General features: G+C 59.8%; 25 protein-coding genes. 11 read left to right on the forward strand and 14 right to left on the reverse strand.

Annotated elements, in window-relative coordinates; all coding sequences use genetic code 11:
• Positions 1-82: 82 nt before the first annotated feature.
• Positions 83-517 (forward strand): hypothetical protein, encoded by a 435-nt coding sequence (locus V6Z53_RS26020; RefSeq protein ID WP_007988765.1) that lies wholly within the window; start codon positions 83-85, stop codon positions 515-517.
• Positions 517-921, forward strand: a complete 405-nt coding sequence (locus tag V6Z53_RS26025; RefSeq protein WP_338582487.1) for an META domain-containing protein — start codon at positions 517-519, stop codon at positions 919-921. Before V6Z53_RS26020 ends, V6Z53_RS26025 begins: the two co-directional genes overlap by 1 nt.
• Positions 922-1,091: 170 nt before the next feature.
• Here V6Z53_RS26025 and V6Z53_RS26030 read toward each other — a convergent pair whose 3' ends face one another.
• Positions 1,092-1,559 (reverse strand): TlpA disulfide reductase family protein, encoded by a 468-nt coding sequence (locus V6Z53_RS26030; RefSeq protein WP_338582488.1) that lies wholly within the window; start codon positions 1,557-1,559, stop codon positions 1,092-1,094.
• A gap of 114 nt (positions 1,560-1,673) precedes the next feature.
• On the opposite strand from V6Z53_RS26030, the gene arsC reads away from it, so the two are divergent.
• Genes arsC through V6Z53_RS26045 form a run of 3 tightly spaced genes read left to right on the forward strand, consistent with a single transcriptional unit; the run spans position 1,674 to position 3,048 of the window.
• Positions 1,674-2,027 carry an arsenate reductase (glutaredoxin) gene (arsC, locus tag V6Z53_RS26035; RefSeq protein ID WP_338582489.1) on the forward strand — a complete coding sequence of 118 codons (354 nt, stop codon included), beginning with the start codon at positions 1,674-1,676 and terminating at the stop codon, positions 2,025-2,027.
• Complete coding sequence (gene wrbA, locus V6Z53_RS26040) at positions 2,024-2,620, forward strand: NAD(P)H:quinone oxidoreductase (RefSeq protein ID WP_338582490.1); 597 nt, start codon at positions 2,024-2,026, stop codon at positions 2,618-2,620. The genes arsC and wrbA overlap by 4 nt, the downstream gene beginning before the upstream one ends.
• Before the next feature lie 2 nt (positions 2,621-2,622).
• Positions 2,623-3,048, forward strand: coding sequence for a DUF2069 domain-containing protein (locus V6Z53_RS26045; RefSeq protein WP_338582491.1), 426 nt, complete (start codon positions 2,623-2,625; stop codon positions 3,046-3,048).
• Positions 3,049-3,137: 89 nt separating this feature from the next.
• Here V6Z53_RS26045 and V6Z53_RS26050 read toward each other — a convergent pair whose 3' ends face one another.
• Together V6Z53_RS26050 and ttcA are read right to left on the reverse strand one after the other, a co-directional pair.
• Positions 3,138-3,812 (reverse strand): DNA-3-methyladenine glycosylase I, encoded by a 675-nt coding sequence (locus V6Z53_RS26050; protein ID WP_338582492.1) that lies wholly within the window; start codon positions 3,810-3,812, stop codon positions 3,138-3,140.
• A gap of 129 nt (positions 3,813-3,941) precedes the next feature.
• The gene (gene ttcA / locus V6Z53_RS26055; protein ID WP_217873618.1) at positions 3,942-4,766 is read right to left on the reverse strand and encodes a tRNA 2-thiocytidine(32) synthetase TtcA; all 825 of its coding nucleotides are present in this window, start codon (positions 4,764-4,766) and stop codon (positions 3,942-3,944) included.
• Positions 4,767-5,034: 268 nt separating this feature from the next.
• On the opposite strand from ttcA, the gene V6Z53_RS26060 reads away from it, so the two are divergent.
• Positions 5,035-5,637: a Yip1 family protein gene (locus V6Z53_RS26060; protein ID WP_338582493.1), complete on the forward strand. Its 603-nt coding sequence runs from the start codon at positions 5,035-5,037 to the stop codon at positions 5,635-5,637.
• 154 nt (positions 5,638-5,791) lie between these two features.
• Positions 5,792-6,286 (forward strand): SprT family zinc-dependent metalloprotease, encoded by a 495-nt coding sequence (locus V6Z53_RS26065; RefSeq protein ID WP_338582494.1) that lies wholly within the window; start codon positions 5,792-5,794, stop codon positions 6,284-6,286.
• 127 nt (positions 6,287-6,413) lie between these two features.
• Here the strand turns inward: V6Z53_RS26065 and V6Z53_RS26070 are convergent, their stop codons facing one another.
• Both V6Z53_RS26070 and V6Z53_RS26075 read right to left on the reverse strand, forming a co-directional pair.
• Complete coding sequence (locus V6Z53_RS26070; protein ID WP_338582495.1) at positions 6,414-7,595, reverse strand: CaiB/BaiF CoA-transferase family protein; 1,182 nt, start codon at positions 7,593-7,595, stop codon at positions 6,414-6,416.
• A gap of 145 nt (positions 7,596-7,740) precedes the next feature.
• Complete coding sequence (locus tag V6Z53_RS26075; RefSeq protein ID WP_338582496.1) at positions 7,741-9,075, reverse strand: dicarboxylate/amino acid:cation symporter; 1,335 nt, start codon at positions 9,073-9,075, stop codon at positions 7,741-7,743.
• A 339-nt stretch (positions 9,076-9,414) separates the two neighbouring features.
• Here V6Z53_RS26075 and V6Z53_RS26080 point away from each other — a divergent pair, with 339 nt between their 5' ends.
• Positions 9,415-10,413, forward strand: a complete 999-nt coding sequence (locus V6Z53_RS26080) for an AraC family transcriptional regulator (RefSeq protein ID WP_338582497.1) — start codon at positions 9,415-9,417, stop codon at positions 10,411-10,413.
• Positions 10,414-10,501: 88 nt separating this feature from the next.
• Here the strand turns inward: V6Z53_RS26080 and V6Z53_RS26085 are convergent, their stop codons facing one another.
• Genes V6Z53_RS26085 through V6Z53_RS26095 form a run of 3 tightly spaced genes read right to left on the reverse strand, consistent with a single transcriptional unit; the run spans position 10,502 to position 12,916 of the window.
• Positions 10,502-11,848: an ATP-binding protein gene (locus V6Z53_RS26085; protein ID WP_338582498.1), complete on the reverse strand. Its 1,347-nt coding sequence runs from the start codon at positions 11,846-11,848 to the stop codon at positions 10,502-10,504.
• On the reverse strand, positions 11,845-12,522 hold the full coding sequence (locus V6Z53_RS26090; RefSeq protein WP_338582499.1) for a response regulator transcription factor: 678 nt from the start codon (positions 12,520-12,522) through the stop codon (positions 11,845-11,847). Before V6Z53_RS26090 ends, V6Z53_RS26085 begins: the two co-directional genes overlap by 4 nt.
• Positions 12,523-12,577: 55 nt before the next feature.
• On the reverse strand, positions 12,578-12,916 hold the full coding sequence (locus tag V6Z53_RS26095) for a hypothetical protein (RefSeq protein ID WP_338582500.1): 339 nt from the start codon (positions 12,914-12,916) through the stop codon (positions 12,578-12,580).
• 143 nt (positions 12,917-13,059) lie between these two features.
• Here V6Z53_RS26095 and V6Z53_RS26100 point away from each other — a divergent pair, with 143 nt between their 5' ends.
• Positions 13,060-13,851, forward strand: a complete 792-nt coding sequence (locus tag V6Z53_RS26100; protein WP_338582501.1) for a dienelactone hydrolase family protein — start codon at positions 13,060-13,062, stop codon at positions 13,849-13,851.
• 151 nt (positions 13,852-14,002) lie between these two features.
• On the forward strand, positions 14,003-14,728 hold the full coding sequence (locus V6Z53_RS26105) for a 4'-phosphopantetheinyl transferase superfamily protein (RefSeq protein ID WP_338582502.1): 726 nt from the start codon (positions 14,003-14,005) through the stop codon (positions 14,726-14,728).
• A 141-nt stretch (positions 14,729-14,869) separates the two neighbouring features.
• Here the strand turns inward: V6Z53_RS26105 and V6Z53_RS26110 are convergent, their stop codons facing one another.
• Positions 14,870-16,480: an ATP-binding protein gene (locus tag V6Z53_RS26110; protein ID WP_338582503.1), complete on the reverse strand. Its 1,611-nt coding sequence runs from the start codon at positions 16,478-16,480 to the stop codon at positions 14,870-14,872.
• Complete coding sequence (locus V6Z53_RS26115) at positions 16,477-17,199, reverse strand: response regulator (RefSeq protein WP_338582504.1); 723 nt, start codon at positions 17,197-17,199, stop codon at positions 16,477-16,479. The genes V6Z53_RS26110 and V6Z53_RS26115 overlap by 4 nt, the downstream gene beginning before the upstream one ends.
• Before the next feature lie 737 nt (positions 17,200-17,936).
• On the opposite strand from V6Z53_RS26115, the gene V6Z53_RS26120 reads away from it, so the two are divergent.
• A complete protein-coding gene (locus tag V6Z53_RS26120) occupies positions 17,937-20,831 on the forward strand; it encodes a ribonucleoside-diphosphate reductase subunit alpha (protein WP_338582505.1) in 2,895 nt (964 codons plus the stop codon).
• Between the two features lie 245 nt (positions 20,832-21,076).
• On the opposite strand, the gene flgE is transcribed toward V6Z53_RS26120, so the two are convergent.
• Genes flgE through flgB form a run of 4 tightly spaced genes read right to left on the reverse strand, consistent with a single transcriptional unit; the run spans position 21,077 to position 24,017 of the window.
• Positions 21,077-22,393, reverse strand: coding sequence for a flagellar hook protein FlgE (gene flgE / locus V6Z53_RS26125; protein ID WP_338582506.1), 1,317 nt, complete (start codon positions 22,391-22,393; stop codon positions 21,077-21,079).
• Positions 22,394-22,424: 31 nt separating this feature from the next.
• Positions 22,425-23,147, reverse strand: a complete 723-nt coding sequence (gene flgD / locus V6Z53_RS26130) for a flagellar hook assembly protein FlgD (protein ID WP_338582507.1) — start codon at positions 23,145-23,147, stop codon at positions 22,425-22,427.
• A 15-nt stretch (positions 23,148-23,162) separates the two neighbouring features.
• Positions 23,163-23,606 carry a flagellar basal body rod protein FlgC gene (gene flgC / locus V6Z53_RS26135; protein ID WP_007937507.1) on the reverse strand — a complete coding sequence of 148 codons (444 nt, stop codon included), beginning with the start codon at positions 23,604-23,606 and terminating at the stop codon, positions 23,163-23,165.
• A gap of 3 nt (positions 23,607-23,609) precedes the next feature.
• Positions 23,610-24,017, reverse strand: a complete 408-nt coding sequence (gene flgB / locus V6Z53_RS26140; protein ID WP_056853151.1) for a flagellar basal body rod protein FlgB — start codon at positions 24,015-24,017, stop codon at positions 23,610-23,612.
• Positions 24,018-24,305 lie beyond the last annotated feature (288 nt).

Raw genomic sequence — 24,305 nt, forward strand, 5'->3', positions numbered from 1 at the left:
ATTGAACCTGATCGAAGGTCATATGCCCACGCCATGCTGCGCGCAAGCCCGTGCTAGCATATCGCGCATATTTGGAGGACCCATGGTCGAACACGATTTCCGCTACAGCCTGATGAACCCGCAACACACCCTCACCGAATGCCGCGCCCTTGTGCCGGGGCGTTATCAAGTCACCGGCAACGGCGGCTCGATTCGTAATAACGACGTGTTGGTAGTGACCCTCAAAGGTGCCAAGGACTTGTCCATGCGCCTGACCGTCGAAACGGTTCGCCACTTGATCAACCCGCCCGGTCAATGGGTCGCGGTGGCCAGCGGTCCGGTGTTCGGCGAATTGGCGATCCACACCTGGCAAGTGAACTGCGACAGCTGCGCCAAAGAACTGAGCTTCGAGTTCGCGGTCGACGCCAAGCTGGGCAACAAGGCCGAAAAGCCTGCCGCCACCGCGCGGATTGCCGAGCTGGGCTGGACCACCGTCGGCGAAAAACACCTGTGCCCGAAATGTCAGGAGCCCGCGTGATGAAACGCCTCGCCCTGGCCGGTATGGTCGGTGCAAGCCTGCTGGGTTGTGCCGCCGAGCCTGTGCAATTGCAACAAAACCGCAGCTACATTCTGGAATGGATCGGCGAACGGCCGTTGATGGATTACAGCCACCTGACCATCACCCTCGGTGAAGACGGTCGCGCCTACGGTAACGGCGGCTGCAACCACTGGTTCGCGCCGTACACCCTGGAAGGCAACAAGCTGAGCTTCGGCAAGATCGGCAGCACCCGCAAACTTTGCGCACCAGCACTGATGGAGCAGGAAAAACGCTTCCTTCAGGCGCTGGAAGGCGTGCAACGCTGGGACGTCTCGTCGATCGAGCAGATGCGCTTCTGGCCGGCCGAAGGCAAGCCGCTACGCTGGTGGCTTGAAGAGGGTTGATCAACCTTCTTCAAACTCAAGTGAAAGACTGTGGCGAGGGAGCTTGCTCCCGCTGGGCTGCGAAGCAGCCCTAAAACCAGTCACCTCGTTTCGTCAGGCTCATTGTGCAAAACGGTTTACGACTGCTGCGCAGTCGAACGGGAGCAAGCTCCCTCGCCACAAATACCTCGTCAGTTTTTAGCCTGCAACGCCTCCAGCTTCGCCATCACCCCCGCCGCCGTCTGCTCGCCCATCAACTGTTCGCGCACCTTGCCCTTGTTATCGATGATGTAGGTCACCGGCAGCGCCTCACTGCGCGGCAACTCGAATACCTCGGAAGGGTCCTGCGCCAGCACAGTGAATTTGATACCAAGTTTTTCACTGGCGCCTTTCAGCTCTTCGCCCTGCACATTGTCGAAGTTGACGCCGAACACACCGATCTTCTTGTCCTTGAGCTGCTCGGCCAAGGTGTTCAACTCCGGAATCTCGGTACGGCACGGGCCGCACCATTCAGCCCAGTAATTGAGCACCAGCCATTTACCGTCCAGACGCTCGGCGGCGACCTTCTGCCCGTTCTGATCGATCCCGTAGTCGTTACCGCAGCCCCCCAGCATCAACGCCCCGATGATCGTCAATGCCGCTGCCAGTCGCCTTGTCATGTCGTGTTCCTTGTCAAAAATTGAATGCGCCTGCGACCCATCGCCTCTCACGGTTCTGGAATGCGCGCTGCACGGTTAGAATAGCCGCCACCTTACGCAAGATGCGACCCGCACATGACCGATCTGACGCTTTATCACAACCCGCGCTGCTCGAAATCCCGCGGAGCGCTCGAATTGCTGGAAGCCCGTGGCCTGACCCCGACCGTGGTCCGCTACCTTGAAACCCCGCTGGACGCCGCGCAGATTCAGAGTCTGCTGGGCAAACTCGGGATCAGCGCCCGGCAATTGCTGCGCACCGGCGAGGACGAGTACAAAACCCTCAACCTGGCCGTCAGCAATCTGAGCGAGGCGCAATTGATCGCCGCCATCGCCGCCCACCCGAAACTCATGGAGCGACCGATTCTCGAAGTTGGCGATAAAGCCGTCATCGGCCGTCCGCCGGAGCAGATCCTGGAATTGTTGCCATGAGTGCGCCGTACATTCTGGTTCTGTATTACAGCCGCAGCGGCTCGACCAACGAAATGGCCCGGCAGATTGCCCGTGGCGTGGAGCAGGCCGGTCTTGAAGCGCGGTTGCGCACGGTGCCGGCGATTTCCACCGAGTGCGAAGCCGTGGCCCCGGACATTCCGGACGAAGGCGCGCTCTACGCCAGCCTCGACGACCTGAAAAACTGCGCAGGCCTGGCGCTGGGCAGCCCGACCCGCTTCGGCAACATGGCGGCGCCGCTCAAATACTTCCTCGACGGCACCAGCAACCTGTGGCTGACCGGCGCGCTGGTGGGCAAACCGGCCGGCGTGTTCACCTCTACGGCGAGTCTGCACGGCGGCCAGGAAACCACCCTACTGTCGATGATGCTGCCGTTGCTGCACCACGGCATGCTGATCACCGGCCTGCCCTACAGCGAATCGGCATTGCTGGAAACCCAGGGCGGCGGTACGCCCTATGGCGCCAGCCACCACGCCGGTGCCGATGGCAAAAGCGGTCTGGATTCACACGAAGTGGCGCTGTGCCGCGCGCTGGGCATGCGCCTGGCCAAGACTGCACAGAAACTGGAGGGCTGAGGGTGGCCAAGAAGCCGAAAATCCTGCCCGCCATCGATTGGCTCGAACCTCGCGTCCGGGCCATGCGCGTGATCAGTCTGATGTGCTTTTTCGGCCTGGTGGGGTTGCTTTGCGTTTACTACCTGCTGGTCGCCGATCTGCACGGCGCGCGGCCATGGGTGATTTTGCTGATCGAACTGGTGCCGCTGCTGATACTGGCGCCGGGGATGATTATCGGCAGCCCGCGCGGGCATTCATGGATGTGCTTTGTGGTGAATCTGTATTTCATCAAGGGCGCGTTGGCCGCGTATGACCCGAACCGGCAGGTTTTCGGTTTGCTGGAGATGGGTGCGAGCCTGGCGGTGTTCTGTTCGGCGCTGTTGTATGTGCGGTGGCGGTATCAGTTGAACCGCAAATTGGCTGGCGAGGGCGAAATCTCCGTCGCCTGATCCGACGTCTTCGCGAGCAAGCCCGCTCCCACATTTGATCGCATTTCAAATGTGGGAGCGGGCTTGCTCGCGAACGGGACACCGCGGTGTCAATGATTGACGGTATAAGCCAGCATCATCGAAATCTGGCTCATCGGCCGCCCGCCACTTTCTTCGTACCACTGGTTGAACACATCCTGCACCAACGCGAGGTCACGCAGGCTGCTCGGCACTTTGTCGATGATGTTCTGTGCGTTCAACGCCGCCACCACGTCGTAGCTCGGCACAAAGGTGTCCTTGCCGACCATGCGCAGGAAACGCGGCGCCGACAAACCGCCCAACTGATGGCCACGCTTTTTCAGGAAGGTCCAGAGGCCGACGATGTCGGTCACCGGCCATTCGGCGATCATCGCCCCGAAGCTGCCCTTCTCGTGGGCGACATCCAGCACAAACTGCGCATTGCGTGGCACGCTCTTGAGCTTGCCCAAGTGGCGGATGATCCGCGCGTCCTGCATCAGGCGTTCGAGATGTTCGGCGCTCATCAGCACGACTTTTTCCGGGTCGAACTTGAAGAACACTTCTTCGAAGGCCGGCCACTTGGCATCCACCAGGCTGTGCTTGAGCCCGGCGCGGAACACCCGCAACGCCATGGTCGAGAGGTAACGATCGTCGGTGATGTCGCGCAGTTGCGCCGGGGTTTTGGGAACGGGCAGATGGGCTTCCAGTTCAGCTGCCGAACCGAATCGGTTCAAGCAGTATTCGTTCAGCCACTTGTAGTCGCGCATGCCCTCTCCTGAGGATAGAAACGAAAAACCTGTGGGAGCCAGCCTGCTGGCGATGAAGGGGTGTCAGTCAACAATGATGTGTCTGACACACCGCCATCGCCAGCAGGCTGGCTCCCACAGTAATCGTGTTTAGAGGTTGACCACATTGACGAAGCGCGAAGCCGCCGTCTCGTCGATCTTGAGGTTGGTGAAGTCGAACAGGTTGCGGTCCGCCAGTTGCGACGGGATCACGTTCTGCAGGCTGCGGAAAATGCTCTCGGTGCGCCCCGGCGTCTTGCGGTCCCACTCCTGGAGCATGTCCTTGACCACCTGACGCTGCAGGTTTTCCTGGGAACCGCAGAGGTTGCACGGGATGATCGGGAATTGCTTGAGGTCCGAGTAGGCCTGGATGTCTTTTTCGTTGCAGTAGGCCAACGGGCGGATCACCACGTTGCGACCGTCATCGGCCCGCAGTTTAGGCGGCATGGCCTTGAGCGAACCGTTGAAGAACATGTTCAGGAAGAACGTCTCGACGATGTCGTCGCGATGATGACCGAGGGCCATTTTGGTCGCGCCGATTTCGTCGGCAAAGGTATACAGCGTGCCGCGACGCAGGCGCGAACACAGCGAGCACGTGGTCTTGCCTTCCGGAATCAGTTCCTTGACCACCGAGTAAGTGTCTTTCTCGACGATGTGGTACTCGATGCCCAACTCTTTGAGGTAGGCCGGCAGCACGTGCTCCGGGAATCCCGGCTGCTTCTGGTCCATGTTCACGGCCACGATCTCGAACTTGATCGGCGCGACCTTCTGCAAGTGCATCAGCACATCGAGCATGGTGTAGCTGTCCTTGCCACCGGACAGGCAGACCATGACCTTGTCGCCGTCTTCAATCATGTTGAAGTCGGCAACCGCCTCACCGGCCTGACGGCGAAGGCGCTTTTGCAGTTTGTTCTGGTTGACCGTAAGAGTGCCCATGACGCGAAATCCGTGAGGTGTGACGAAAGGCGGGCATTTTACGCAAAAACATTCAAAGGGCGAAGAGTCTATGGTCTACAGACCCTTCAGCGATTACCCGGCTGTTTTACAGCGCAATTTGCTCTAAGCCCCTGCTGCTTGTGCGGTTAAGACCTTCCTATACTGCGACATAAGGTCGCATTCGAATTCCAGACCTATTACTTACTTGGCCATTGGCCCGTAGGCGCTCCACTGGGGGGCGACGGTAAATACAAGAGGAGTGACTGGCATGATCCATCACGTAGTGGGGCTCTTCACCCACCCTGACCAAGAATGGAAAGAAATCCGTGGCGACCAGGAGGAAAGCATCAGCCACATGTACCTGACCCACACGCTGATTCTGGCGGCGATCCCTGCTGTGTCGGCGTTCATCGGCACCACGCAGGTCGGTTGGGTCATCGGCAATCGCGCGCCGGTGATGCTGACGATGGAAAGTGCGCTATGGATGTCGGTCATGTCGTACCTGGCGATGCTCGGCGGCGTTGCAGTGATGGGGGCGTTCATTCACTGGATGGCCCGCACCTATGACGCCAACCCGAGCCTGGCCCGTTGCGTGGCATTTGCAACCTACACCGCGACTCCGCTGTTCATTGGCGGTGTGGCGGCACTGTATCCACACTTGTGGCTGGGGATGATCATCGGCACTGCGGCGATCTGCTACACCGTCTACCTGCTGTATGTCGGGCTGCCGACCTTCATGAACATTCCATCTGACGAGGGATTCCTGTTTTCCAGCTCGGTGCTCGCCGTAGGCCTGGTGGTGCTGGTGGCCATCATGGCGTTCACCGTGATTGTCTGGGGACTCGGCGTGGGGCCGGTCTATACGAACTGACTGCACAGAATAACTAGAGTCTGCCGACACAGGCCGCCGCAAGGCGGCCTTTTACTGCTTGAGCAACAGAAACGGTCGCGACCATTCGGCGCTTTGGCGATTCGCAAGGCCCCGGGGTTGCGGCATACTCGACGTCTCTGGAGATCCATCAAGCATGCCCGAGCAACTCAATACCCGCGTCGAAGACTGTTTCCAACAAGCCGAATCCTTTTTCAAACGACCTTTCAAACGCCCCGTGGTGAGCCTCAAGCTGCGCGGGCAAAAAGCCGGTGTCGCGCATCTGCACGAGAACCTGCTGCGCTTCAACCCGCAGCTGTACCGGGAAAATACCGAAGACTTCCTCAAGCAGACCGTGGCCCACGAAGTCGCACACCTGATCGCCCATCAACTGTTCGGCGACCGCATCCAGCCCCACGGTGAAGAGTGGCAGCTGATCATGCGCGGCGTGTACGAACTGCCGCCCAATCGTTGCCACACCTACGACGTCAAACGCCGCAGCGTGACCCGCTACATCTATAAGTGCCCGTGCCCCGACAGTGATTTTCCGTTTTCGTCACAGCGTCATGGCCTGGTGCGGCAGGGGCGGCGGTATTTGTGTCGGCGCTGTCGCAGTACCTTGGTGTTTAGCGGGGAGATGCGGGTTGAATAGCAAGATTTCCTGGGTTTGTACCGGCCTCTTCGCGAGCAAGCCCGCTCCCACATTTTGATCGCATTCCCCTGATTAACTCGATCAAAATGTGGGAGCGGGCTTGCTCGCGAAGGCGTCCTCAAAAACGCTAGAGAACCACCTTGGCCCGACGCAGTTTTTCTATCCGCTGCGCACTAAACCCCAACTCCCCCAACACCTGATCCGTATGCTCCCCCAACGCCGCACCAATATGTCGAGGCTGCGGCAAGCCATCCGAAAACTTCAGCGGGCACGCCATCTGCGCCTGACTCGAACCATCCCCACGCGGCACTTGCGTCACCAGCTCTCGCGCCTGCAACTGCGGATGCCGCACCGCTTCCCCCAGACTCAACACCGGCTCGACACAGGCATCCAGCTCTGCAAACAGCGCACTGAGTTCGGCAAAGTCATGCTTCTCGAATTCTACTTTCAGCGCATCCTTGAGCTTCTTCTGCTGCGCCGGTTGTGGCGACAGGCCCAGGCTCGCCAGTTCTTCCAGCCCCAACGCCACGCACAACTGCTTCATGAATGCCGGCTCCAGACTGCCTACCGACAACCAACGTCCATCCCTTGAACGGTAGTAATCGTAGAAGCTGCCGCCATTGAGTATCTGGTCCTCCCGGCCCGGCTCGACGCCACAGGCCAGATACCCGGCGCCGGCCATGGCGTTCAGGCTGAAGGCGCAGTCGGTCATGCTCACATCCAGATGCTGCCCCTGCCCGGTTTGCTGGCGGGCGATCACCGCCGCCAACAGGCCGATCACGCCGTGCAGCGAACCACCGGCAACATCCGCCACCTGCGCGCCCAAGGGCAACGGTCCGCTGTCGGCGCGGCCGGTGTAGCTCGCCAGCCCGGCCAACGCCAGGTAATTGATGTCATGGCCGGCGCGGTCCTTGTAAGGACCGGTCTGGCCGTAACCGGTGATAGACACATATATCAGCTTCGGATTGATCGCCTTTAAGGCTTCATAACCCAGGCCCAGACGCTCCATGACGCCGGGGCGGAACTGTTCCAGCACGATGTCGTAGTCCTGCAACAGCTGCTTGATCACCTCCAGCGCTTCGGGCTGCTTGAGGTCCAGCGCCAGGCTGCGTTTGTTGCGATTGAGGTAGGCGTGGCTGGCCGATACGCCCTGGTCGTGGGGCGGCAGTACACGCACAAGATCCATGCGCGTCGGTGATTCGATGCGCAGCACTTCGGCGCCCATGTCCGCCAGCAGTAACGAGGCGAATGGCCCCGGCAGCAGAGTCGAGAAATCCAGAACCTTGAGTGATGCCAGTGGACCGAGCATGAATGTTCCCCCTGAATGATGCCTCCAGACTAGGCAGCCGGACGCTCAGGGGCAATCACCTTATGTGCCAGTGACGCTGACCGTTGTGCTCAGGTCGCAGGCAGAAAAAAACCCGCCGAAGCGGGTTTTTTCATCACGACAAGGCTTACTTGGCGTTAACCGGGGTTACCTCTTCGGCGTGGCCCAGTACATCGTCCTTGGGCTCGTCGGCAATGCCGCGACCGCCCGAGGCCAGCTCGGATTGCAGCACGTCGGTGTCCAGCTCCTTGACCCACTTGGCCACGACGATGGTCGCCACTGCGTTACCGACCAGATTGGTCAAGGCACGGGCTTCGGACATGAAGCGGTCGATACCGAGGATCAGCGCCAAACCGGCAACCGGCAGGTGGCCAACGGCGGACAGGGTCGCAGCCAGCACGATGAAGCCCGAACCGGTCACACCGGCAGCGCCTTTGGAAGACAGCAGCAACACCACCAGCAGGGTGATCTGGTGCGTGATGTCCATGTGGGAGTCAGTTGCCTGGGCAATGAACACGGCCGCCATGGTCAGGTAGATCGCAGTACCGTCGAGGTTGAACGAGTAACCGGTCGGGATCACCAGACCCACGACGGATTTCTGCGCACCCAGACGCTCCATCTTGATCAGCATGCGTGGCAGTACCGACTCCGAAGAAGAAGTACCCAGCACGATCAGCAGTTCTTCACGGATGTAGCGGATCATTTTCAGAACGCTGAAGCCGTGAGCGCGAGCGATACCGCCCAGCACGATCAGGATGAACAGCAGGCAGGTGATGTAGAAGCAGATCATCAGTTGACCCAGCTGCACCAGCGAGCCGACACCGTAGGCACCGATGGTAAAGGCCATCGCACCGAAGGCACCGATTGGCGCGAGCTTCATGATCATGTTGATGATGTTGAACATCACGTGGGCGAAGCGATCGATGAAGTCCAGCAGCGGCTTGCCGTAGGCACCCAGGCGATGCAGGGCAAAACCGAAGATCACCGAGAACATCAGCACTTGCAGGATGTCACCCGTGGCGAACGCGCCGACGATGGTGCTCGGGATCACGTTGAGCAGGAAGCCGATGACGCTTTGATCAGCACCGGCCGCAACATAAGTGGCGACTTTGGAAGCATCCAGGGTGCTGACGTCGATGTGCATGCCGGCGCCTGGCTGCACGATGTTGACCACGACCAGGCCAACCAGCAAAGCGATGGTCGAAACGATCTCGAAGTACAGCAGCGCGTAGCCGCCGGTCTTGCCGACCGACTTCATGTCCTGCATGCCAGCGATACCGCTGACGACGGTGCAGAAGATGATCGGTGCGATGATCATTTTGATCAGCTTGATGAACCCGTCACCCAGTGGCTTAACGGCCACACCGATCTGGGGATAGAAATGACCGAGCAAAATACCGATGACAATTGCAACGATCACCTGGAAATACAGGGATTTGTACAGTGGCTGACGAGTCGTCATTGCAAAGTTCCTCAAGAGTGCGCGCTGCCAACATCCATCTATGGCCGGCGACACCTGAATTGCGAACCCTCCTGCACTGGAGGGATTTGTTTTTTCGAGCTGCGCGACGGCAAGCATCTACCGGTTGTATCGCAAAGCCCGTGCCACCTTCCGGCAAACCCCTGCAAGCCTTTTGATATCAAGGGCTGCAGGTTTTTCTTTGTCTCCTGACTGCCACGATGCAGTGGCGGATTTCCGCCCTTCGGCCAAATCGCCTCCTGCAATTTGGCGGATATCCGCCTTGTTCATCGATTGGAACCGCGGCTACCATCCGTCGCTCAATGCACGGATTTGCCTGTTATGCGCGAACGCACCATCGCCAGTCATTTCGCCCGCGCCGTGCTCGGTGGTGCGCAGCGGCGTGGCTTCGACTATTCCAGCCTGTTGCAGCAACTGGGGATCAGCCCCGAGTTGCTCGACGAGCCGCGGGCGCGCATCGCCCCGGAGCAGTTCACCCGGCTGATCCAGACACTGTGGCTGGCGCTGGACGACGAATACCTGGGTTTCGGGCACGGTCCCAGCAAGCCGGGCAGCTTCGCGATGATGTGCCATGCGGTCATCCATTGCCGTAATCTGGATAAGGCGCTCAACCGGGGCTTATTGTTTTATAGCCTATTCCCCGACGCCCCGCGCCTGACCCTGACGCGTGAAGACGAAATGATCCGCCTGAGCCTGGACGATTCGCAGCTCTGGGACCCGGACCATTTCCTCAGCGAAAGCCTGTTGGTGATCTGGCACCGTTTCGGCAGTTGGCTGATCGGCCAGCGGATTCGCCTGGAACAGGCCACGTTCAGTTATCCGCGGCCGGAACACGGTGCCGAGTACGACTTGCTGTTCTCTTGTCCTCTGACGTTTTCCACATCCCAGAGCAGTCTGCTGTTTCACAGCCGCTACCTGAACATGCCGCTGTTGCAGGACGAACGCACCCTCAAGCATTTTCTCGAACACTCACCGGCCAATCTGCTGTCGCGCCCGGATGACGGCAACACCCTGAGCAGTCAGTTACGGCGCTTGCTCAGCAGCGACAGTTCACGCTGGCCGGATCTGGAAGCCGTCGCCGCGCACCTGCATATCAGTCCGCAGACGCTGCGCCGGCATCTGCGCGAGGAAGGCACCAGTTTTCAGGAGTTGAAGGATCAGTTGCGCCGCGACATTGCGATCTATCACCTGAGCCGCAACGATCTGCCCTTGCAGCAGATCGCCGAACAGCTGGGATTCTCCGAGCCTTCGGCGTTTCATCGGGCGTTCAAGAAGTGGACGGGGCTGACACCGGGGGCATATCGGGCGCAGGAGAACTGAGCGCATAACCTGTAGGAGCACGGCTTGCCGGCGATGGCGGCTTCAAGGACGCCATCGCCGGCAAGCCGTGCTCCTACAGGTATTCGGATCACACCACCGGAAACTGAATCCTGAACGCCGCCCCACCCATCGGTGAATCACCCAGCGTTAGTTTGGCGCTGTAACTTTCGATGATGTCCTTGACCACCGCCAGGCCGATGCCCTGCCCCGGGTGCTGACGATCCAGGCGTTCGCCGCGTTGCAGGATTCGCGCGCGTTGGTCGGGTGGTACGCCGGGGCCGTCGTCCTCGACGCACAACTCGATGCCGCTGAGCGTCTGCCGTACGCTGACGCGCACTTCGCCCAGGCACAGGCGATAGGCGTTTTCCAACAGGTTGCCCATCATTTCCAGCAAGGCCCCCTGCTCGATCGGCACATAACACTCCTCCGGCAGATCCAGCGCCACCCGCACGCGTTTGTCGCGATAGACCTTGTCCAGCGTGTCGCACAGGCTTTGCAGCACCGGGCGCAGGCGTACCTGATGACGCACCAGTCCGCTTTTGCGCAGGCTGGCGCGCTGCAACTGATAGCTGATCTGCTGGCTCATGCGCTCGATCTGGGTTTGCAGCACCCAGGCCTGATCACGATCTTCGGGGCGTTGAGCCATGTCCTCGCTGACGCCTTGCAACACCGCCAGCGGAGTTTTCAGGCTATGGGCCAGATCATCGAGGGAATCACGGTAACGGCTACGCTGTTCCCGCTCGCTGTGCAGCAATCGGTTGAGGGAACCGGTCAGGCGCAGCAGTTCGCGCGGGTGTTGCTCGCTGAGGCTTTCGCGGTCGCCGCTTTCGATTTCATCGAGTTCCTGACTGAGCCGGCGCAATGCCTGCAAGCCCCAGGTCAGTCCGATCCACAGCAGCGCCAACAGCACCAGCAACGCGGCGCCGAAACCCAGATAGAGGTTTTCCCGCAGGCCTTCGAGGGTGATTTCGTATTCGCGAACCGGTTGCAGCGCAACAATGCTGAACGCCGCACTTTTGCCGCCCAGCAACTTGACCTCGACGTCATAGACGAAGAACTCCTCGCCACTGGCTTCGCTGATCCTGGCGAACTCGTTGCCGCGCCCGTCGTAGCGCGGCTTGTAGTTGATCTTCTCTTCCTGGGTAGCCTTGGAGCGCCAGACCAGATGACCCTCGCGGTCATAGATATAGCCGAGCAATCGGCTGTCGGTGAGATTGAAGCGCTCGTCAGGCAGTTGCGCCGGCATTTGCAAGTGGTTGTTCTCCACTCGCGCGGCAGAGATCAGCGTCGTGACGTCGGACGCCAGACGCTGCTCGATGGAGTCCTGCAACGCGAGGCTGAACGCACCCTGCATCGCCGGCAGCAGCGCCAGCATGAACAACACCGCCAGCAGTGTGGCGGCGAGCATCAAGCGGACACGAAGCGAACGAATCAAGTGCAACGCTCATTGAACAGATAACCGAGGCCACGCACGGTGTCGATCGGTTTGAACCCCACCGGCCCTTCGAGTTTGCGCCGCAGGCGACCAACCAGCACTTCGATCACGTTCGGATCGCGCTCGTCGTCATCCGGGTACAGCTGCTCCATCAAACGGTCCTTGGCCACCACCTGCTGATGATGGCGCATCAGGTATTCGAGGATGCGGTATTCGTAGGCCGTCAGCGCCAGCGGCTGATCATCGAGGGTCGCCTGTTTGCGATTGAGGTCCAGCACCAACGGCCCGGCAACGATAGTCGACTGGGTGAAACCGCTGGAGCGACGCAACAACGCATTGAGCCGAGCGTCGAGCTCTTCGAACTGGAATGGCTTGACCACATAGTCGTCGGCCCCGGCGGCCAGGCCTTCAACCTTGTCCTGCCAGTTGCCGCGCGCGGTGAGGATCAGGATCGGAAAGGTCTTGCCCCGCGAGCGCAGCTGACGGATCAGGTCGAGACCGCTCATGCCCGGCAAACCAAGATCGATCACCGCCAGATCATGGTTGAACTGCTCAGTCTGGTACAACGCCTCCTCGGCATTGGCCACGGACTCGACCACATGGCCGCTTTCCGTCAGGCGGGTTTGCAGGTGATGGCGCAACAGCGCTTCATCTTCGACGACCAGCAGTTTCATAACGCTCTCCCGGGCAAATCAAAATCTCCAGAGGTACAAACCTGCACCTCGATGGCTAACATGACAACGGCTTGCCGATACCCAGTGGATAAGACAAATCGTAGCGGCCCATGAGATCCTCATGGCGAAGTTTAATGCCATTGTGCGAGACCGACACATCGACGTACGTGGCGTAATAGCCGGAGTGGACGGCTTGCTGGCCCAGACTTGCGCCCCAGGCACTGCGCCTACCCGGCACAACATTAACGCTTGAACCGCTCAGCACACGGGACTTTTTTACTTTGCCGCCTGTCTCTCCAAAGGTAAGGCTGCCGAAGTTGTCGTCGGCAGCATGGGCGGCGGCACTGGCGCCCAGAACTGTGAATGCCAGCAGCAGATTTTTAAAGCCAGTCATAGGGAGTTTCCTCATGCGCTGTTCGCCTTTTGGGTACGTGCAAGATACCCGGCGTGCCCTGAACTCCCCCTGAACGCACTCTGAACCTGAGCTGAACCAAATCGACCCGACTCTTTCGACACGTTTCAACAGGAGATTCGACCATGCGCATGTTTCTCGCTGTCCTCTTACTGACGTTGAGCGGGCTCACCCAAGCCGCCATCAAGACCCAGGAAATCCCCTACCAAAGTGCCGACGGCACAAAACTGATCGGCTACTACGCCTACGACGACGCGATCAAAAGCCCGCGCCCAGGTGTCGTGGTGGTGCATGAATGGTGGGGACTCAACGATTACACCAAGCGCCGCGCCCGCGATCTCGCAGGGCTGGGCTATAGCGCGCTGGCCATCGACATGTATGGCGATGGCAAGAACACCGAACATCCCAAGGACGCCATGGCGTTCATGCAAGCGGCGTTGAAGGACAGCGCAGCTTCCAGCGCTCGGTTCCAGGCCGGGCTCGACTTGCTGAAGAAACAGCCGCAAACCGATCCACAAAAAATCGCCGCCATCGGTTACTGCTTTGGCGGCGGTGTGGTACTCAACGCTGCACGCCAGGGTGTGCCGCTGGCCGGGGTGGTGAGCTTCCACGGTTCGCTGGCGACCAATACCCCGGCGAAACCAGGCAGCGTGAAAGCGAAAATCCTCGTCGAGCACGGTGCGCTGGACAGCATGGTCACGCCGGATAACGTCGCGGCGTTCAAAGCCGAAATGGACAAGGCCGGCGCCGACTACACGTTCGTCAGTCTTGAAGGCGCCAAGCATGGCTTCAGCAATCCGGATGCCGATCGCTTGAGCCATGGCGATCACGGCGGGCCGGACATTGGCTACAGCAAAGCGGCGGATGAAAAGTCGTGGGCGGACATGCAGGCATTTTTCAAGAAAATCTTTGGCTGATCAGGTAAACCGCGGCGCGGCCATCGCGAGCAGGCTCGCTCCCACATTGAAATGCATTTCCCTGTGGGAGCTAGCCTGCTAGCGATAGCTGCGCCGCCGATCTCAAGCTTTGCACTACCCAGCCGCAACCCAACCCGGCAAAATGCCCGACATGAATCCCGTCCCCGCCCTGCCCGCCTGCTGCACGCCCCTCGATGCCCATTGGCCGCTGCCGGTTGTGCTGCCCGATGCGGTGCTGTTGAGCACCCGCTTCAATCCCTCGCAACTGCTTGGCGATGACTTCCAGCGCAGCGCCATCGAGGCGCCGGCGAGCATCCAGCGTTCCGTCGCCAAACGGCAGGCGGAGTTTCTCGCCGGGCGGATTTGCGCTCGCGCCGCGCTGCAACAACTGGAAGGCCTGAGTTTCAGCCCGGCCATCGGCGAAGACCGGGCACCTGTCTGGCCGGCGCATATCACCGGTTCGATCACCCACAGCACCGGCCGGGCCGCAGCCATCGTCGCGAACAAAAGCCACTGGCGCGGTTTGGGCATGGACCTGGAAAACCTGCTCAACGTCGAACGCGCCGAGCGCCTGGCCGGGGAAATCCTCACCCCACCCGAACTACAGCGCATGGCCGCCGGCCCGCGCGAGCAACTGGCGCTGCTGGTGACCCTGACCTTTTCCGTGAAGGAAAGCCTGTTCAAGGCGCTCTATCCGATCGTTCAGCAGCGCTTCTACTTTGAACACGCCGAAGTGCTGGAATGGACTGAAGCCGGTGAAGTGCGGTTGCGGTTGCTGACGGACCTGTCCAGTGAATGGCGCAACGGCACCGAGCTGGAGGCGCAGTTCGGGGTGCGGGATGGGCAGTTGTTGAGTCTGGTCAGTATCAAGGCCTGAAGACTTATGGTGTTTGCAAGGACCTCATCGCGGGCAAGCCTTGCTCCTACAGAATCGAAGCGCTCGCCGATTTCGCAATCAACACAGAACCTGTAGGAGCAAGGCTTGCCCGCGATGAGGCCGGAACAGACACCATGGCCCTCAACGTCTCTCCTGATTCCTCGGCCAACTCAAACTGAAACAGGCCCCGCCCAGGCTCTTGCTCTTGCCGATCAACGCTCGTCCGTCATGCCAATGGATGATCCGCCGCACGATCGACAACCCCAACCCATGACCTCCCGACGCACGGGTTCGACTGTCGTCGAGGCGCAGGAACGGGGTGAATATTTTCTCCCAGGCAATTTCCGGCACACCCGGCCCGTCATCCTCGACATCCACCCGACAGCGCTGCTGCCCCACCTGATAGCTGATGGTCACCCGTGACTGCGCGTGGCGCATGGCGTTGGTCACCAGGTTCTGAATCGCCCGGTGCAGGTAACGCGGCTCGGCCTCGACCCAGGCGTCGTCGTTATCGGCTGCCGACAGGCACAACCCGCGTTGCACGGTGACATCGGCACGCAACGGCGCCAGTTCCTCGATCACCTGATTGACCAGCGCATCCAGATCGATGCGCTGAAAATTCAGCGCCGGGGAACCTTGCTCCAGCCGCGCGTAGGTCAGCATCTCGTCCACCAGACGGTCGAGGTCTTCGATGTCGTGGTCCATGCCTTCGCAGTATTTTTCCAGGGCTTGCGGAGTGGTCGCTGAGCCGATCATTTCCAGGCCAAAGCGCAAACGCGCCACCGGCGTGCGCAATTCGTGGGACACAGCGCGCACCAGCTCACGCTGGATCGCCAGCAGTTGCTGCAGGTGCTCGGCCATACCGTTGAACGCCGACGCCAGCCTTCCGACAGAGTCCGCACCGCGCGCCGGCACGCGGGTTTCCAGGCTGCCTTTGGCGATGCGCGTGGCCGCCGCTTCCAGGCCACGTAGGCGCCGTTCGAGTTGCCGCACCAATAAATAGACGATCAAGCCGATCAGGGTCAGGCCCAGCGCGGCAATCAGCACCAGCCATTCCGGAGGATAAGGATTCATCTGGTACAACGGACCAATTTCCAGCACCCAGGGCGTGCCGACCATCCCGGCGAACACCCGGATCGAATCGCCGCCCTTGCCCAGCGCCATCACCGTGTCGCCCTCAGAGACCCGGCGACTCTGGTCTTCGTCCATGTCGGCGTCTTCGACCGTGACCAGGCGCAAGTCGAAACCAAAGCCCTTGTCCTGCTTCAATTGCGCCAGGCGCACCGGCTGCTCGCCCACCGGGTAGCGCACCAGTTCGTCCACCAACAGGTAAATGGTCGCCCGGGCCAACTGCTCGCTGATCTGCTGCACTTCCCCCGTGAGGACCAGTTGTTCCTTGTCACTGACCAGTCGATAAACCTTCGCCGCATGTGGCCCGGTCTGCTCCACCAGTGCCTCGCCATGCAGCACGCGGGTGCGCTGCCGGATGTCGAGGTCGGTCTCGTTGAAGGTTTTCAGCGCCAGCGGAATGCCCAGCAACCGCTCCCACACCAGCAACGCCCGGTGGCGCTCGGTCTGGTTCATCGGTTGCAGGTTGTCGGCCATCAGCGAAAACGTGCCGTGGGCCAGACGCTCGCGGTATTGCTCGCTGCGCACCTGGTTGAGCATGTGCAAGGCCAGCACACCAAGCACCGCCACCAGAATCAGCGCGGCGCACATGCCGCCATAAATACGCAGGAAGATCGAATTCACAGGCTTTGATCTACGCAGGCCTCGGGTACGAACAGATAGCCTTTGCTGCGCACGGTCTTGATCAGCCGCGGATGATCCGGGTCATCGCCGATCTTCGGACGGATGCGCGAAATGCGCACGTCGATGGAACGGTCCTGGCCGTCATAGCCGATACCGCGCAGCGCGGTGAAGATCTCTTCCCGGGACAGAATGCGCCCGGCGTTGGCCACCAGCAGCCAGAGCAAATCGAACTCGGCGCTGGTCAGTTCGATGCCGTTGTCATTCAGCCAGGCTTCGCGCAGGGCGTTGTCCACCACCAGCGGGCCGAATTGCAGGCGCCGTTGTTTTTCCGGCACCGGTTCCGGCGCCTCGCTGCGTCGCAGCAACGCCTGGATGCGCGCCAGCAGCAAGCGCGGGCGCACCGGTTTGCACACGTAGTCGTCGGCGCCCAGGTCGAGGCCGAGGATCTGGTCGGTATCGTCGCTGCGCGCGGTGAGCATCAGGATCGGGCCGTCATAGCGGTCGCGGACCTTGCGGCAAATGCTCAGACCGTCTTCACCGGGCAGCATCAGGTCGAGGATCACCAGGTCCGGCTGTTCCTTGGTGATCCGCGCCGCCGCCAGGGCGCCATTGCCCTCGATCGCCACGCGCAGGCCATTGGCTTCCAGGTAGTCGCGGGTCAGTTCGGCCAGACGCTGGTCGTCTTCGACAATCAATATTTGCCAGGCTTCTTGCTCCACGGTGACCTCTGTTTACCAATGACACTAATAAGGAAGGATCCGCCCGTCTTTTTGTAATGATTCGGGGGATAAATTGCATACACGCCGACCGATTGTATAGAACGTCGCCCGCACAGAACACAAGCCGGTAAATGCGTTCGGAGATGACGTATTTTTGTGATAGGGTTCGCGCCCTTAAAAATCCGTCCGGCCGTTTTCGATCGTTGAAAAATGCTGAAAAAAGGTCCGGTCCAGCAGCATCGCGGCCTACACGCCGATTGGCCCTTTCACACACAATTTACGCACAGGTTTATCCACAGGTAGTACGTTGCAATCGCCCCCCAAAACGCATTATCTTGTACCCCAGCGCCAAAAAAACCCTAGATGTAGGGTTTAGCGCAAAAAACCAAACACAAACCGGACACCAATTTCAAGCGCTTTTCTTGCCTCTGTCCGGTTGATTCAAACGTATTTTCGAAAGTCCAAACCGCGCGTGCGGATGGCTACTGTATTTCGGCCCAAAGTGGTGAAAACGGTACGGGTGTTGCAGTCCTGAACTGTCACCTCAAAGGACCCCGGTCTTGCGCCCAAGGCGTGAGACCAAAGACTTCGGCATGGAAGCGGCGCCCAATAGCCCCCTTCCTGATCTGTCCCGAAGTTGGTATGCCCGGCCCTCGCCGGTTGTAGTGCTTCAGGACGGAACGGTGGGCACTGTGATGGTGCCCAAACAAACATAGAGAATGTGGAGACAACCCCCCATGCAAACCGACACAACTCGCGAGAACCCGCAGGGCACCTTGCCGCAGGCTACCGATTCGAATCAGGATCTGTCCGCCACTGCGCCTGGCCAACTGCGCGTGATCAAGCGTAACGGCACTGTCGTTCCTTACACCGATGACAAGATCACCGTCGCCATCACCAAAGCGTTCCTCGCAGTTGAAGGCGGCACCGCTGCCGCTTCGTCGCGAATCCACGACACCGTGGCCCGCCTGACCGAACAGGTCACCGCCACGTTCAAGCGTCGCATGCCATCGGGCGGCACCATCCACATCGAAGAAATCCAGGACCAGGTCGAACTGGCCCTGATGCGCGCCGGCGAGCAGAAAGTCGCTCGCGACTACGTGATCTACCGTGACGGTCGTTCGAAAGAACGCGCTGCCCACGCACCGGCCGAAGAAGCGGTCAATGCTCACCCGTCGATCCGCATCACCCGCGCCGACGGCAGCTTTGCTCCTCTGGACATGGGCCGCCTGAACACCATCGTCACCGAAGCGTGCGAAGGCCTGGAAGAAGTCGACGGCGACCTGATCCAGCGCGAAACCCTGAAAAACCTGTACGACGGCGTGGCCCTGACCGACGTCAACACCGCTCTGGTAATGACCGCCCGTACCTTGGTTGAGCGTGAGCCGAACTACTCGTTCGTGACCGCCCGCCTGCTGATGGACACCCTGCGTGCCGAAGGCCTGGGCTTCCTCGGCGTGGCCGAAAGCGCTACCCACCACGAGATGGTCGACCTGTACGCCAAGGCCCTGCCTGCCTACATCGCCAAGGGTATCGAATTCGAATTGCTGAACCCGGTCCTGGCGTCCTTCGACCTGGAAAAACTCGGCAAGGCAATCAACCACGAGCGCGACCAGCAGTTCACTTACCTGGGCCTGCAAACCCTGTACGACCGTTACTTCATCCACAAGGATGGCGTGCGTTTCGAACTGCCGCAGATCTTCTTCATGCGCGTGGCCATGGGCCTGGCGATCGAAGAGAAGAACAAAGAAGACCGTGCGATCGAGTTCTACAACCTGCTGTCGTCCTTCGACTACATGTCGTCGACCCCGACCCTGTTCAACGCCGGCACCCTGCGCCCACAGCTGTCGAGCTGCTACCTGACCACCGTGCCGGATGACCTGTCGGGCATCTACCACGCGATCCACGACAACGCCATGTTGTCGAAATTCGCCGGCGGCCTGGGCAACGACTGGACTCCGGTTCGCGCATTGGGTTCGTACATCAAGGGCACCAACGGCAAATCCCAGGGCGTTGTTCCGTTCCTGAAAGTGGTGAACGACACCGCCGTTGCCGTTAACCAGGGTGGCAAGCGCAAAGGCGCTGTCTGTGCCTACCTGGAAACCTGGCACATGGACATCGAAGAGTTCATCGAGCTGCGCAAGAACACCGGTGATGATCGTCGTCGTACCCACGACATGAACACCGCCAACTGGATCCCGGACCTGTTCATGAAGCGCGTCTTCGATGATGGTCCGTGGACCCTGTTCTCGCCTTCCGAAGTTCCGGACCTGCACGACCTGACCGGCAAGGCCTTCGAAGAGCGTTACGAGTACTACGAAGCCCTGTCTCAGTACCCAGGCAAGATCAAGCTGTTCAAGACCATCCAGGCCAAAGACCTGTGGCGCAAAATGCTGTCCATGCTGTTTGAAACCGGCCACCCATGGCTGACCTTCAAAGACCCGTGCAACCTGCGCAGCCCGCAGCAGCACGTCGGCGTGGTTCACAGCTCGAACCTGTGCACCGAGATCACCTTGAACACCAACAAGGACGAGATCGCCGTTTGCAACCTGGGCTCGATCAACCTGCCGAACCACATCGTCAACGGCAAGCTGGACACCGCCAAGCTGGAACGCACCGTGAACACCGCCGTGCGCATGCTCGATAACGTGATCGACATCAACTACTACTCGGTGCCGCAAGCGAAGAACTCCAACTTCAAGCACCGTCCGGTCGGCCTGGGCATCATGGGCTTCCAGGATGCGCTGTACCTGCAGCACATTCCTTACGGTTCCGATGCCGCCGTACAGTTCGCCGACACGTCCATGGAAGCGGTCAGCTACTTCGCGATCCAGGCGTCCTGCGACCTGGCCGACGAGCGTGGCGCCTACGAGACGTTCCAGGGTTCGCTGTGGTCCAAAGGCATCCTGCCGCTGGATTCGCAACAGATCCTGATCGAAGCCCGTGGCCAGAAGTACATCGACGTTGACCTGAAGGAAACCCTGGACTGGGCACCGGTTCGCGCCCGTGTGCAGAAAGGTATCCGTAACTCCAACATCATGGCCATCGCTCCGACCGCGACCATCGCCAACATCACTGGCGTATCGCAGTCGATCGAACCGACCTACCAGAACCTCTATGTGAAATCGAACCTGTCGGGCGAATTCACCGTGATCAACCCGTACCTGGTTCGCGACCTCAAGGCTCGCGGTCTGTGGGACTCGGTCATGATCAACGACCTGAAGTACTACGACGGTTCCGTGCAGCAAATCGAGCGCATCCCGCAAGAACTCAAAGAGCTCTACGCGACCGCCTTCGAAGTGGACACCAAGTGGATCGTTGACGCGGCAAGCCGTCGTCAGAAGTGGATCGACCAGGCTCAATCGCTGAACCTGTACATCGCTGGCGCTTCGGGCAAGAAACTGGACGTGACCTACCGCATGGCCTGGTACCGTGGTCTGAAAACCACTTACTACCTCCGTGCCCTGGCCGCGACCAGCACCGAGAAGTCGACCATCAACACCGGCAAGCTGAACGCTGTTTCCAGCGGCGGCAACCACGGTGACGACTCGGTCCTGGCAGCACCTGCCGGTCCAGCTCCAGTGCCGAAGGCTTGCGCCATCGACGAGCCGGATTGCGAAGCTTGCCAATAAGCTGAGCCAATAGGCGCTGCGAGGCGCTTATCTGAAACCCCCGATCAGTCCTCTGGATTGTCGGGGGTTTTCTTTTGACCTTTAAAAGATCGCAGCCTCGTTCACTCGAGAGCTCCTACATTCGAATGCGGATCCCTTGTAGGAGCTGTCGAGTGAAACGAGGCTGCGATCTTTTGATCTTTTGCCGACCACAAAAAAGCCCCTCTTCCGAGGGGCTCCTTGTACTGCGATTCAGCCAACCAACATCAAGTCATCTGAATGATGGTCTGCATGATGGTGCTCTGGGTGGAGATGGTCTTGGCGTTCGCCTGGTAGTTGCTCTGCGCCTTGATCAGGTCGACCAGTTCGTTGGTCACGTTGACGTTGGACTCTTCCAGGGAGTTGGAGTGGATCTCACCCAGGGAACCGGTTTGCGGTGCGTCATAGCCCGGCTGACCCGAGGCGAAGGTTTCCTTCCAGCTGGTGCCACCCACTGGCTGCAGGCCTTGTTCGTTGGTGAAGCTGGCCAGCGCCAGTTGACCGATCGCTTTAGTCTGGTAGTTGCTGAAGTTAGCCAGCATCACACCGCTGCCATCGATGGTCAGGTTGGTGATCTGGCCGGTGGCGTAGCCGTTTTGATCTGGAATGGAACGTGCGCTGTCGGCGTTGAACTGCGTCGTGTTGCTCATGGCGATAGTCACACCCGCCGGGTCGGCGGCTGCACCGTTGGCTGCCCAAACGCCATTGGTTACTTTGCCCGGAATCCAGCCAGTAATTTTCAGGTCAGGGCTGACGACTGGAGGAGTGCCCGGCGTGGTGACCGAAACCAGCTTGCCACTGGTGTCAAAAGCCATGGTCGAAGGGACCGGACGCGAAGCTGCGTTCATCGGATCGCTGCCGTTCGGGTTGCGACCATCGATCAAGGTATAGACATCCCAGGTATTGGCCGCCGTCTTGACCATGTATTGGTCCATCTGGTGCGTATTACCCTGAGTATCGAAAATCTGGGTGGTGAACTGCTTGGTGAAAGCGGTTCCCGGCTTGCTCGGGTCGAACGGGTTGGCCACCTGGTCGATCACATCGGACTTGGAGTCCAGGTTGATCGTCGACGAAACGTTGGTGGTAGTTTTCGGCGCCAGGTTGGACGTGTCGATGCGCAAGTCCGTCAGCACGCCATTGATGATCTTGCCATTGGCGTCTACACCATAACCTTGCAGACGCGCAGTGCCGTCGGTGTTGGTGACGTAGCCTTCCTTGTCGACCTTGAACGTGCCGGCGCGGGTGTAGGACAACGATCCGCTGTCGTTGAGCACGAAGAAACCGGAGCCGTTGATGCCCATGTCCAGCACGTTACCGGTGTTGTTGATATCACCCTGGGTGAACTGCTGGGAGACGTTGGCCAAGCGCACGCCGCTACCGGTGGTCTTGCTACCCGAGCCCAGTTTGGTCGCCGAGTACACATCTTCGAATTCCGCACGGGACGATTTGAAACCGACAGTCGCGACGTTGGCAATGTTGTTGCCGGTTACGTCCAGTTGCTTGTTGGCGGCATAGAGACCGCTAAGGCCGATGTTGAAAGACATATTCCACTCCTTTGTGCCGGGTTAGTCGGCTCTATATACCAATGGTTTGCACTTTGGACAGGGCGATACTGCCCAGTCCAGCGAGGTTGAGCATCAACTCACCGCCGGTCTGGCTGATGGTTACGCTGGTGACGGTCGCCGGCAGGTTGGTGATCAGCGCAACAGCCTGATCATCGATGGTGGTGGTTGCCGCGAAGGTGTAAGTACCTGCCGGGGCTACGTTGCCGGCATTGTCCTTGCCATCCCATGTGAAGCTGGCGTTGCCGGCTTTCTGGTCGGTCAGGGTAATCGTGCGAATGACTTTGCCGTCCTTGTCGGTGATTTTCACTTCGGCTTGAGCCACCGACTGTGGCAGTACGACCGCACCGGTCATACCCTTGGTGGTATCGACCACAGCCTTGTCGCCCGGCGCGATGACCGAACGGCCCACCAACGACGAGGCTTGCAATGCCTGGGATGAGCCAAAGGCGCCGGCAATGCCGCTCACGGTATCGTTAAGCGAGGTGATGCCTTCCAGGCTACTGAACTGCGCCAGCTGCGCCACGAACTCACCGTTACCCTGCGGCTCCAGAGGGTTCTGGTTCTTCAGTTGTGTCACCAGCAACTGCAGGAACGCATCTTTGCCCAGGGCTTTTTTACCGGTGGCACTGCCCGCCGCCGACGCCAGGGCGTCAGTGTCCTTGTTCGTCTTGATCGAGGAATTGGCCAGGATGTCGTTGAGGCTCATGCCACTCGTGGTATCGCTAACACTCATCTGAGTCGCCCCTTATCACTGACCGAGGGTCAGGACTTTCTGCATCATGGTTTTGGCGGTGTTCATCATTTCGGCGTTGGTCTGGAACGAACGGCTCGCGGAAATCATGTCGGCCATTTCTTCCACCACGTTGACGTTCGGGTAGTAGACGTAACCCTTGGCATCGGCCGCCGGATGGTTCGGCTCGTAACGCGCTTCGAGGTTGCTCTGGTCTTCGACCACGCCCAGCACCTGCACGCCTTGACCGGCGGCATCCTGGTTCTGGAACAGCGAATCGCTGCCGCCGCTCTGGCCGCCCTGGAACATGGTGGCGAATACCGGATGGCGCGCGCGGTAGGTCTGGTCGATGCTCGACGAGACGGTCTCGGCGTTGGCGATGTTCGAAGCAACGGTGTTCAAGCGAGTGGTCTGCGCACTCATGCCGCTACCGGCAATGTTGAAAACACTGGATAGAGACATGACTTACTCTCCGCGCAGGGCTGAAACCAGCCCTTTGAATTTGCTGTTGAGCAGGGTGAAGCTGGCCTGGAAGTTGACGGAGTTTTCCGCGTAGTTCGACTGTTCCAGTTGGGCGTCCACGGTGTTCTGGTCGATCGAAGGTTGCATCGGCGTGCGGTACATCAGCGACTCGTCGCCATTGCCCAGGCCTTCGGCTTCGATGTGACGACTGTTGGTCATGTTCAAGGCGAACGTGCCGTTCTTGGCTTTATCGTTCTGCGCCTCGAGCACTTTCGAGAACTCCAGATCCCGCGCCTTGTAGTTCGGGGTGTCGGCGTTGGCGATGTTGTTGGCCAGGACTTCGGCACGCTGGGCGCGGAAGCCCAGAGCCTTTTCGTGAATGCCGAGCGCTTTATCGAAGCTGATGCTCATGTCGGGAAACCTTCGGGTGACCTGATTTTTCGTACGATGAACATAGCAAGCGTCATGCCAATTCAAAAAAGCCCGTAAACCGGGGCTTTGCGGGCAGTGGCAACGCGGCAATGCCAGAAAAGCGGCAACCGGTTTCCGCTGAATGCCGCTTTTCTGCCGCTTATCCAGATCAACACCGATCAACTGTAGGAGCAAGGCTTGCCCGCGATGGCGACGTTTCAGACAACATTTTCAGAGACTGACCCACCGCCATCGCGGGCAAGCCATGCTCCTACAGGTATTGCGGCG

This window comes from Pseudomonas sp. MAG733B (assembly GCF_036884845.1).
In the GTDB taxonomy this organism is placed as follows: domain Bacteria; phylum Pseudomonadota; class Gammaproteobacteria; order Pseudomonadales; family Pseudomonadaceae; genus Aquipseudomonas.

Coding starts and splice junctions, on each gene's coding strand:
- V6Z53_RS26100 (WP_338582501.1), top strand. CDS start 13,060: ATGCGCATGTTTCTCGCTGTCCTCTTACTGACGTTGAGCGGGCTCACC.
- ttcA (WP_217873618.1), bottom strand. CDS start 4,766: ATGGGCACTCTTACGGTCAACCAGAACAAACTGCAAAAGCGCCTTCGC.
- V6Z53_RS26105 (WP_338582502.1), top strand. CDS start 14,003: ATGAATCCCGTCCCCGCCCTGCCCGCCTGCTGCACGCCCCTCGATGCC.
- V6Z53_RS26080 (WP_338582497.1), top strand. CDS start 9,415: ATGCGCGAACGCACCATCGCCAGTCATTTCGCCCGCGCCGTGCTCGGT.
- flgB (WP_056853151.1), bottom strand. CDS start 24,017: ATGAGCATCAGCTTCGATAAAGCGCTCGGCATTCACGAAAAGGCTCTG.
- V6Z53_RS26095 (WP_338582500.1), bottom strand. CDS start 12,916: ATGACTGGCTTTAAAAATCTGCTGCTGGCATTCACAGTTCTGGGCGCC.
- V6Z53_RS26070 (WP_338582495.1), bottom strand. CDS start 7,595: ATGCTCGGTCCACTGGCATCACTCAAGGTTCTGGATTTCTCGACTCTG.
- wrbA (WP_338582490.1), top strand. CDS start 2,024: ATGAGTGCGCCGTACATTCTGGTTCTGTATTACAGCCGCAGCGGCTCG.
- V6Z53_RS26120 (WP_338582505.1), top strand. CDS start 17,937: ATGCAAACCGACACAACTCGCGAGAACCCGCAGGGCACCTTGCCGCAG.
- V6Z53_RS26050 (WP_338582492.1), bottom strand. CDS start 3,812: ATGCGCGACTACAAGTGGCTGAACGAATACTGCTTGAACCGATTCGGT.
- V6Z53_RS26060 (WP_338582493.1), top strand. CDS start 5,035: ATGATCCATCACGTAGTGGGGCTCTTCACCCACCCTGACCAAGAATGG.
- V6Z53_RS26020 (WP_007988765.1), top strand. CDS start 83: ATGGTCGAACACGATTTCCGCTACAGCCTGATGAACCCGCAACACACC.
- V6Z53_RS26090 (WP_338582499.1), bottom strand. CDS start 12,522: ATGAAACTGCTGGTCGTCGAAGATGAAGCGCTGTTGCGCCATCACCTG.
- V6Z53_RS26075 (WP_338582496.1), bottom strand. CDS start 9,075: ATGACGACTCGTCAGCCACTGTACAAATCCCTGTATTTCCAGGTGATC.
- flgE (WP_338582506.1), bottom strand. CDS start 22,393: ATGTCTTTCAACATCGGCCTTAGCGGTCTCTATGCCGCCAACAAGCAA.
- V6Z53_RS26025 (WP_338582487.1), top strand. CDS start 517: ATGAAACGCCTCGCCCTGGCCGGTATGGTCGGTGCAAGCCTGCTGGGT.
- V6Z53_RS26030 (WP_338582488.1), bottom strand. CDS start 1,559: ATGACAAGGCGACTGGCAGCGGCATTGACGATCATCGGGGCGTTGATG.
- flgD (WP_338582507.1), bottom strand. CDS start 23,147: ATGAGTGTTAGCGATACCACGAGTGGCATGAGCCTCAACGACATCCTG.
- flgC (WP_007937507.1), bottom strand. CDS start 23,606: ATGTCTCTATCCAGTGTTTTCAACATTGCCGGTAGCGGCATGAGTGCG.
- V6Z53_RS26065 (WP_338582494.1), top strand. CDS start 5,792: ATGCCCGAGCAACTCAATACCCGCGTCGAAGACTGTTTCCAACAAGCC.
- arsC (WP_338582489.1), top strand. CDS start 1,674: ATGACCGATCTGACGCTTTATCACAACCCGCGCTGCTCGAAATCCCGC.